The sequence below is a fragment of the Lachnoclostridium sp. An118 genome (genome assembly GCF_002160985.1).
In the GTDB taxonomy this organism is placed as follows: Bacteria; Bacillota; Clostridia; order Lachnospirales; family Lachnospiraceae; genus Claveliimonas; species Claveliimonas stercoravium.
In genome coordinates this window covers 262,416-271,663 of the sequence record NZ_NFLQ01000002.1, presented here as the reverse complement: position 1 = coordinate 271,663, position 9,248 = coordinate 262,416, and the positions used below count along the sequence as shown (strand labels likewise).

The window sequence follows — 9,248 nt, the reverse complement described above, 5'->3', positions numbered from 1 at the left end:
CTTTTGTGTGCTGTCAAGGGTGGCGTGAGCTGCCATCAAACTTCATATCTGCGATTTTCAAGGTTCAATCGGAGCCTATTTTTTAGGCTTCGCTTTTTCATAACTTATTTGACACTACCCTTGTCTGTAATTTCCGCGAAGCGGAACCATCCCAAAATGTTATTTGTATACTTCATACTATAACATTTTGATTACAAAACAGATTGCGCACAGGGCGCAATCTGTCAGGTTCTCTTGCTTTTTCTTTCTGCCACCTGCTCCTCTGGGCTCCTAGCAGGCAAATCCGGCAAAGCTCAGATCACACCCCCCGCCAATGCGCCGACAGATGTTGACTGCCCGGTTCATGACTTCAGGGAACAGACCGTTCTTTGTCTCAACCTTCAGCAATGACAGGTCCTCTGAAAAGCCCACATTTTTTACATTCTCAAGCTCCTTCAGCTCTTTCAGGATTTCCTGCGCCATCTCCTCCGAGATCTTTTTTGTTAACCGATAATATCTTCCCATGATGGAACCCTCTTTCTTTCTTGCTTTTGCTGTTGGTTAGAATTTTCACGTATTCTGATTTCATTATACACTACTTTCGCGGAATTTCAAACAATTTAGCAGTTTAACTCGCAAAAAAGAAAGAGGTTTTCACTTAGTCCAGATAATTTCCAACCGGGCTAGAATTGTACTGCTCTACTTCCTGCTTTACCTCTCTTTCTGAAAATGACGAGTGGCCCTCAGGCGCAACTGGAATTACGCCTGAAAGCCACTCGTTGTACTTATATTATAATGAAATTTTCCCGAATTTTCAAAAGGGTTTTTTTTAATTTTCCTGCAATGAGGCTACGCCTCCTCCTTCAGCGGCCTCTTCAGAAGCACGATGCCGATCATGGTGACGACGGCTCCGGCCACAAGAGCCACCAGGAACATGGGCGCGTTCTCGATGATGCCGATGACAAAGAGTCCGCCGTGGGGCGCCCTTGACCCGCAGCCAAAGGCCATGGACAGAGCTCCCGCCACCGCTGAGCCCACCACGCAGGGAGGGATGATCCTTAAGGGATCTGACGCGGCGAAGGGGATAGCTCCCTCTGTGATGAAGGAAAGTCCCATGATGTAGTTGGTCACTGTTGTCTGCCGCTCGCTCTTTGTAAACCGGTTCTTGAAGAAGGTGGTTGCCAGGGCGATGCCGATGGGCGGGGTCATGCCACCGATCATGACAGCCGCCATGATGTCAAACTGTCCTGACGCGATGGAGGCTGTTCCAAACACGTAGGCTGCCTTGTTGAAGGGGCCGCCAAAGTCGATGGACATCATGCCGCCCAGCACAAGCCCCAGCAGAATCTTGCTGGACTCTCCCATCCCCGCCAGGCTGTTGTTGAGCCAGGTGTTGAAGGCTCCAAGCGGCGGGTTGATGAGGAAGATCATAATGGCGCTGATGCCGAGAAGCCCAAGGAGCGGATAGAGAAGGACCGGCTTCGTCCCCTCCAGGGGTTTGGGCAGCTTCTCCAGCAGCTTTTTGATCAGGACCATCAGGTAGCCGGCGATGAAGCCGCCTGCCAGGGCCCCGAAAAATCCGGAGGCAATCCACTGGTCCTCAGGCAGGAAGACAGAGGTTCCGGCCTTTGCCAGAAGACCGGCCACGATACCCGGCATCAGAGCCGGCCTGTCTCCCACCGCCATGGCGATGAAGCCGGCAAGGATGGGGAACATCATGCTGAAGGAGGTGTTGCCCGCCAGGTTCAGGAAATGGGCCAGCGGGGTGCCGTTTCCGAAGTCCGCCGTGCCGGCGTTCGCCCCGTCCACCAGATAGGAGAGGGCAATGAGGATACCTCCGCCGATGACAAAGGGCAGCATGTGGGAGACGCCGTTCATCAGGCTCTTGTAGATCCGTCTTCCCAGGCTCTCACCCTCTACAGAGGAGGTCTCCTCCTCTCCCCCTTTGCTGTGGTACACCGGAACGGATCCGCTGAGAGCTCTGCTGATCAGTTCCTCCGGCTTGTTGATGCCGTCCGCCACCTTGGTCACAAGAACCGGCTTGCCGTCAAAGCGGGCCATCCGCACCTCCTTGTCCGCAGCCACGATGATGCACTGACAGGCAGCGATCTCCTCTGCTGTCAACACGTTCTTGTCGCCTCCGGAGCCGTTGGTCTCCACCTTGATGGTGCAGCCCATCTCCTTTGCCTTCTTCTCCAGGCTCTCCGCCGCCATGTAGGTGTGGGCGATGCCTGTGGGGCAGGCGGTGACAGCCAGGATCTGGAAGCCGGTGGTCCTTGCTGTCTCCTCCTCTTCCTTTGCCTTCCTCTCCTCCTCGGCGAACTTCTCCTTCTCCGCCTGGTCCACATAGCCCAGGAACTCCTCCGGCGTCTCTGCCTTTAAGAGATTTTCACGGAAGCCGTCGTCCATGAGGAGGGTGGACAGTCTGCTGAGCACATCCAGATGCACGTTGTCCTTTGTGTTGGGGGCGGCTATGAGAAAGATCAGGTGTACCGGCTCATCGTCCAGAGCCTCATAGTCCACGCCCTGCGGCACTACCATGGCGGCCAGGCCGGGAGCCTTCACCGCGTCCGACTTTGCGTGGGGAATGGCAATCCCCTCGCCGATGCCTGTGGTGCCCTCCTCCTCTCTCGCAAAGACGCCCTTCCGGTAGGTCTCCACGTCCTGGATGTTTCCACCCTTTACCATGAGGGATACCATCTGGTTGATGGCCTCCTCCTTTGTCTGCACGTTCCCGTTCAGCTCTATGCTCTCTTTTTTCAGTAAATCTGTAATCTTCATCTTCTCCACACTCCTCTACAGTCCATAGCTGTCCGCTGGTTCTCCCAAAAGGGACAGGATGCTGGCTCTGTCTGCCAGCCAGTAGTCAAAGGCTGTCGCGCTGCCCGCCGCCTGGCCCAGGCGGAAAGCCTTTTCGCAGCTTCCCGTGCCCAGATAGCCGGCCAGGAAGCCGGCCACCATGGAGTCCCCGGCCCCCACCGAGTTTTTCACCTCACCCTTTGGCGGCCACTCCCGGATCACCTCCCCGTCCTGGGGCACCAGGATGGCTCCGTCCCCCGCCATGGACACCAGCACATGGCGGGCCCCCATCTCCTGGAGGAGTCTGGCGTGGGCGATGATCTCCTCCTCCGTGGTCAGTGTCCTTCCGAACATGTCGCCCAGCTCGTGCTGGTTCGGCTTGATCAGGAAGGGGTGGTACTTCAGCACATTCAGAAGCAGGTCCTTTGTGGCGTCCACGATGTAGTGGATGCCCCTTCCCTCCAGGCGCTCCAGTATGCGCTCATACATGTCTGAGGGGAGACAGTCCGGAATACTTCCCGCCAGCACAAGGTAGTCCCCCGCCTGCAGCGCGTCCAGCTTTCCGTAGAGCTCCTCCACCGCCCTCTCCGGGATGGCGGGGCCCTGCCCGTTGATCTCTGTCTCCTCCCCCGCGTTGATCTTTACATTGATCCTTGTCATCCCCTCATCCAGGTGGATGAAATCCGTCTGGCACCCGAACTGGTCCAGCATCTCCCGCAGCGTCTTCCCGGTAAATCCCGCCTCAAAACCGAGGGCAACGCTGCTGTACCCCAGATTGGAGAGGATGACGGACACGTTGATGCCCTTTCCTCCCGGGTAAATATGCTCCTGCCTGGTCCGGTTGATCTGCCCCTTCTCAAGTCCGTCCAGGGAGATCACATAGTCCAGGGACGGGTTAAATGTGACTGTGTAGATCATAGTCTATTCCACCTCCATGATATTTTCTCTGCCTTCAAACTCCGTTCCCGTAGCGCTGGCCGTCAGGATGATCCCCTCATCCGCCTCCCCGAAGGTGACGCCGGATATCTGTCCTAGCTTGGAGCTATCCGCCAGCACGTAGCGCTCCTTGCACCTGCGGAAGGCCTCCGCCTTCACCAGGGCCTCCGTCAGGTCCGGGGTGGTCAGCCCCCTCTCCCGGTCTACCCCGTTGGCTCCGAAAAATCCCTTTGTAAAATTGTACTTTTTCAGGCACTCCACGGCCTCGGCTCCCACGATAGCCTCTGTCACCGCCTTCAGCTCCCCTCCGAGAAGGAAGACCCGGGCTCCCTGCTTCATCAGCTCTCTGGCGTGGCTGATGGCGTTGGTGACGCAGACCACGTCCCTGCCCCTGATCCTCCCCGCGAAGAGCTCCGTGGTGGTCCCGGCGTCCACGTAGATAAAATCTCCCGGCTCCACCAGCTGGGCGGCCCTGTCGGCGATCTTCTCCTTCTCCTCCCTGTGCAGCTCCTGCCGAAGGCTCAGGGATGGATCCTTTGTCATGCTCTTAAGCCCCACTGCGGCCGCTCCCCCGTGGACCTTCACCAGGCTGCCCCGCCTGTGGAGCTCCGTCAGGTCCCGGCGTATGGTGGACTCGGAGGTGTCAAGGATTCGGGTCAGCTCCTGCACGGTCACAGTTCCCCTGTCGCCCACAATGGCCAGTATCTCGTTCATTCTCTCTTCTGCCAGCATATGCTCTCCTCCCTCTCTGTCTCAGTCATTTTCGATCACATTTCAATCATTTTCATTCATCTTTATCTCCATAATACACTCACAACCAGTCATTGTCAATCATTTTCGGTCAAAAAGTGCAAAAAAATAAAGGAGACCATCTCTGATCTCCTTCATTTGCCTAAGCTCTTGATCAATCCTGAGCGATGATCTCCCTCTTGTTGTAAGAACCGCATGCCTTGCATACTCTGTGGGGCATCATCAGCTCGCCGCACTTGCTGCATCTTACCAGGTTCGGTGCGCTCATTTTCCAGTTAGCTCTTCTTTTATCTCTTCTGGCTTTTGATGTTTTATTCTTTGGACAGATGGACATACTTTACACCTCCTTAAACTTGCTGAATATATCTTGAAAGGCTGCCATCCTCGGGTCTAATACCTCTCTGTCACAGCCACATTCACCATGATTGAGATTAGCACCACAAATGCTGCACAGACCTTTGCAGTCTTTTTTGCACAGCACCCGAATCGGCCAGTTGACCAGGAGCTCGTTGCATATCAGCACATCCGTGTCAAGACAGTTTCCTTCCATGAAGTTGTACTCATCATCGGACTGTCTGCGCCCTTCCTCGTCGAGCTTCAGATCCACTTCCCGCTCAAAGTCGAGATCAAAGATCTGCTCCACGTCCTCCAGGCATCTGTCACACGGAATGACGGTCTTTATCTTAGCACATCCCTTCACCTGCACCTGCTTTTTCCCGAGATTGGTGATCTCGAACAGGGCCGGTTCCAGTTCCTCAAGCCGGTACTTTTTGCCGGATACTTCCATATCCTCCAGCTCAAGATGTGCTTCCTGCCGGATGACCTTGTCATCCTGCTCTAAAACCTTTGTCAGTTCAATCAGCATAACGCTCTCCTAACCACACTTTTTAAAGTATATCTTTTCAGTCACTATTTGTCAAGGTTTTTCTTTACCAGTTCCACTGTTTCTTCACAGATAGCGATCTCCTCGTTTGTGGGGATCACGCAGGCTGTGATCTTGGACTCAGGCTTTGTGATGATGACCTCTTTGCCACGGCTGTTGTTTGCCTCATCATCGAATACAAGACCCATGTATCCAAACGCCTCGCAGATTGTCTTTCTCAGCGGGATGGCGTTCTCGCCGAGACCTGCTGTGAAGGTGATCACGTCCACGCCGCCCATGGCTGCGATGTAGGAGCCGATGTACTTGATGATGCGGTACGCGTAGGCCTCCAGGCAGTTGATGGCATCCTGGTTGCCCGCCTCTGCTGCGGCAGACACATCACGGTAGTCGCTGGAGATGCCTGTCATTCCAAGCATACCGGACTTCTTGTTGAGGATGTTCAGCACCTCAGACACAGACAGATTCTCTTTGTTGCAGAGGTACTCCACAAAGGCCGGATCAATATCGCCGGATCTTGTGCCCATGATGACACCCTCAAGAGGTGTAAGTCCCATGGATGTGTCCACACATTTTCCGTCCTTCACTGCAGACAGGGAAGCACCGTTGCCCATGTGGCACACGATAATCTTCAGATCCTTGATATCTTTTCCGAGGAACGCTGCTGTCCTAGCAGATACATATTTGTGTGATGTGCCGTGGAAGCCATACTTGCGGATGGCGTATTTCTCGTAATACTCTTTCGGGATCCCGTACATGTAAGCCTTCGGAGGCATTGTCTGATGGAAAGCAGTGTCAAAGACAGCCACATTGGGAACGCCCGGCATCAGCTTCATGCAGGCGTTGATACCCATCAGGTTGGCCGGATTGTGAAGCGGTCCTAAGTCCGCACACTCCTCGATCACTTTGATGACCTCCTCATCGATGATAACGGAGTTAGTGATCTTCATGCCGCCGTGGAGTACACGGTGTCCGATAGCATCGATCTCCTCCAGGGATTTCACAACTCCTGTCTTCTCATTCACAAGAGCGTCCAGGACCATCTGGATAGCGGTTGTGTGATCCGGCATAGCAGCCTCTGTCACTTCCTTCTCCCCGCCCTTTGGCTCATACACGAGACGGCCGTCGATGCCGATACGCTCGCAGATACCTTTTGCCATGACATCTCTGTTATCGTAATTGATTAGCTGGAATTTCAGTGAAGAACTTCCGCAGTTTACTACTAATACATTCATCTTCTTTTCTCCTCCGGAATTTTCGTATACTTTTTTATCTGCCAGGATCTACTGATTCTGGGCCTGCACTGCTGTGATGGCTACCACGCCCACGATATCCTCTGCGGAGCATCCGCGGGACAGATCGTTGACCGGAGCTGCTATGCCCTGTGTCATCGGTCCGTAAGCCTCAGCTTTTGCCAGTCTCTGCACCAGTTTGTATCCGATATTTCCCGCATCCAGATCCGGGAATACAAGCACGTTGGCATGTCCTGCAACCGGGCTTCCGGGAGCCTTGGACTCTCCTACGCTCGGAACGATGGCTGCATCGAGCTGCAGTTCGCCGTCCACCATAAGGTCCGGATTAGCCTCTTTTGCGATCTTCACTGCCTCTGTCACTTTGTCTACGTCAGCATGCTTTGCGCTTCCCTTGGAGGAGTGGCTCAGGAAAGCAACCTTCGGCTCTGCTCCCACCAGCATGCGGAAGGACTCTGCAGAAGACTCTGCGATAGCTGCCAGCTCTTCCGGAGCCGGATTCTGGTTCAGTCCGCAGTCAGCAAATACGAACACACCGTTCTCGCCGTACTCGCAGTCCGGAACACACATTACGAAGAAGGCAGATACCAGCTTTGTGCCGGGCTTTGTCTTCAGGATCTGCAGGCAGGGACGAAGTGTGTCTGCCGTGGAGTGGCATGCTCCGGAAACCATTCCGTCTGCATCTTTCATCTTCACCATCATAACGCCATAGTACAGGTAGTTTGTCAGCAGGATCTCTCTTGCCTGCTCCTCTGTCATACCTTTCTTCTGGCGAAGTTCCACAAGTTTTGCGATGTAGGCTTCGGTCTTGTCGCTTGTGGCCGGGTCTACGATCTGTGCGCCGCTGATGTCGTAGCTTCCTTTGTTCTTTGCCACTTCTTCCTCGCTTCCGACGATGACTACGTTGGCAATCTCCTCTTTCAGGACAGCCTCAGCGGCTTTGTAGGTGCGCTCGTCCTCTGATTCAGGCAGAACGATCGTCTTTTTGTTTGCTCTTGCTTTTGCTTTCATCTCATCTATAAATCCCATGACTGAAAGACTCCTTTCCATTTTTTCTCACTGTTTTCATTATAATACAAAGAACCCTTGCAAACAAGGGCTCTTTTGTCGATCAGATGTCTCTTTTGGAGTACAATCCATGTTAATTTTCTATCAGATATTCCTCTTTGTTTTACAGGGAAAACACAGCGCTCACGATGGCGAAATATACACTGATCGTGCTGATGTCCACCAGTGTGGAGATCAGAGGCGTGGCCATGATAGCCGGGTCGAGGCCTATCTTCTCAGCCACAAGGGGGAGGGTACAGCCCACAACCTTGGCGATAACGATAGTACAGGCCATGGTGAGTCCTATTGTAAAAGCGATGAGCGCGTCTCCCTGACCCATGATGATGATGCGGATCCCATTGACAACAGACAAGATAAGGCTGATCAGCACCGCAACGCGTATCTCCTTAAAGATGACCTTGAAAAGGTCGCCAAACTCGATCTCGCCCACAGAAATCCCCCGGATCACCAGTGTGGAGCTCTGGGAGCCGCAGTTCCCCCCTGTCCCTGTCAGCATGGGGATAAATCCGGCCAGCTGGGGCATGACGGCCAGGGCGCTCTCGTACCGGTTCATGATCATCTGGGTCACCGTAGCTGACAGCATCAGGAACAGGAGCCAGGGAAGACGGCTCTTCACATGCTCAAACACCGTCGTCTCAAAGTACGAGTCATCACTGGGGTTGACACCGGCCATGATACTGATGTCCTCTGTGGTCTCCTCCTGCAGGACGTCCATGGCGTCATCTACCGTGACGATACCCACCATGCACATCTCGTGGTCCACGATAGGCAGGGCGATAAGGCCGTACTTGTTGATAGTCTGAGCCGCTTCCTCCTGGTCGTCCGTCGTGTGGGCGTAGAGGACATTGGTGTCCATGATCTCCTCGATAGTCTTGGATTCGCTTGTCGTCAGGAGCTCTTTCACGTCCACCATCCCGATGAGCTTTCGCTTCTCTGTCACATAGCAGGTGTAGATGGTCTCCTTATTGATACCCACCTGCCGGATCTTCAGGATGGACTCCGCCACTGTCATCTCCTTGCGCAGGGCGATGTAGTCCACATTCATGACGCTTCCGGCGCTGTCCTCCGGGTACTGGAGGAGCTGGTTGATCTGCTGCCGCGTCTCCTCGTCAGTGGCCATGAGAAGACGGTCCACCACGTTGGCGGGCATCTCCTCCAGCACGTCCACCGTGTCGTCCAGGTACATCTCTTCCATGACTTCCTCCAGCTCCGAGTCCGTCAGGCCGCCGATCAGCGTCTCTCTCATGTCGCTGTCCATCTCGGTGAAGGTCTCGGCGGCCTCCTCCTTTGCCAGGAGACGGAACACCATGACAAGCTGCTTCTGGTTGAAATCCTCCATGAGCTCTGCCAGATCCACGGGGTACATGTGCTCCAGCTCTTCCTTCAGCTCCTTGAACTTTCGCTCATCCAGCATCTGGAGGATACGTTCTTCTGTCAGCTCTTCCCGTTCTTCATCTTCATACGTATATTCTTCTCTCTCATCCTTTTTTTCCATACGTATCCTCCTTTCCCGCCAGCCGTCTTCCGGCTTATTTTTTCATTTTTGACCTCAGAAAAAAGCCTGTTTGCGGCAGTTGCCGCAAACA

General features: G+C 54.1%; 9 protein-coding genes. All 9 read right to left on the bottom strand.

Going from position 1 to position 9,248, the window contains the following annotated elements; genetic code table 11:
• Positions 1–270: 270 nt before the first annotated feature.
• Positions 271–504 carry a hypothetical protein gene (locus B5E62_RS02985; protein WP_087173246.1) on the bottom strand — a complete coding sequence of 78 codons (234 nt, stop codon included), beginning with the start codon at positions 502–504 and terminating at the stop codon, positions 271–273.
• A 324-nt stretch (positions 505–828) separates the two neighbouring features.
• Entirely contained in the window at positions 829–2,760 is a 1,932-nt protein-coding gene (locus B5E62_RS02980; protein WP_087173245.1) for a PTS fructose transporter subunit IIABC, read from the bottom strand.
• A gap of 15 nt (positions 2,761–2,775) precedes the next feature.
• The gene (gene pfkB / locus B5E62_RS02975) at positions 2,776–3,696 is read right to left on the bottom strand and encodes a 1-phosphofructokinase (RefSeq protein WP_087173244.1); all 921 of its coding nucleotides are present in this window, start codon (positions 3,694–3,696) and stop codon (positions 2,776–2,778) included.
• Between the two features lie 3 nt (positions 3,697–3,699).
• Entirely contained in the window at positions 3,700–4,446 is a 747-nt protein-coding gene (locus tag B5E62_RS02970) for a DeoR/GlpR family DNA-binding transcription regulator (RefSeq protein ID WP_087173243.1), read from the bottom strand.
• Between the two features lie 172 nt (positions 4,447–4,618).
• Positions 4,619–4,798 (bottom strand): 50S ribosomal protein L32, encoded by a 180-nt coding sequence (rpmF, locus tag B5E62_RS02965; RefSeq protein ID WP_033124613.1) that lies wholly within the window; start codon positions 4,796–4,798, stop codon positions 4,619–4,621.
• 3 nt (positions 4,799–4,801) lie between these two features.
• Positions 4,802–5,329: a YceD family protein gene (locus B5E62_RS02960; RefSeq protein WP_087173242.1), complete on the bottom strand. Its 528-nt coding sequence runs from the start codon at positions 5,327–5,329 to the stop codon at positions 4,802–4,804.
• Positions 5,330–5,373: 44 nt separating this feature from the next.
• Complete coding sequence (locus B5E62_RS02955) at positions 5,374–6,579, bottom strand: acetate kinase (RefSeq protein ID WP_076777294.1); 1,206 nt, start codon at positions 6,577–6,579, stop codon at positions 5,374–5,376.
• Positions 6,580–6,627: 48 nt separating this feature from the next.
• Entirely contained in the window at positions 6,628–7,644 is a 1,017-nt protein-coding gene (pta, locus tag B5E62_RS02950; protein ID WP_275532571.1) for a phosphate acetyltransferase, read from the bottom strand.
• Positions 7,645–7,765: 121 nt separating this feature from the next.
• Positions 7,766–9,100, bottom strand: coding sequence for a magnesium transporter (gene mgtE / locus B5E62_RS02945; RefSeq protein WP_242957697.1), 1,335 nt, complete (start codon positions 9,098–9,100; stop codon positions 7,766–7,768).
• Between the last annotated feature and the right edge of the window lie 148 nt (positions 9,101–9,248).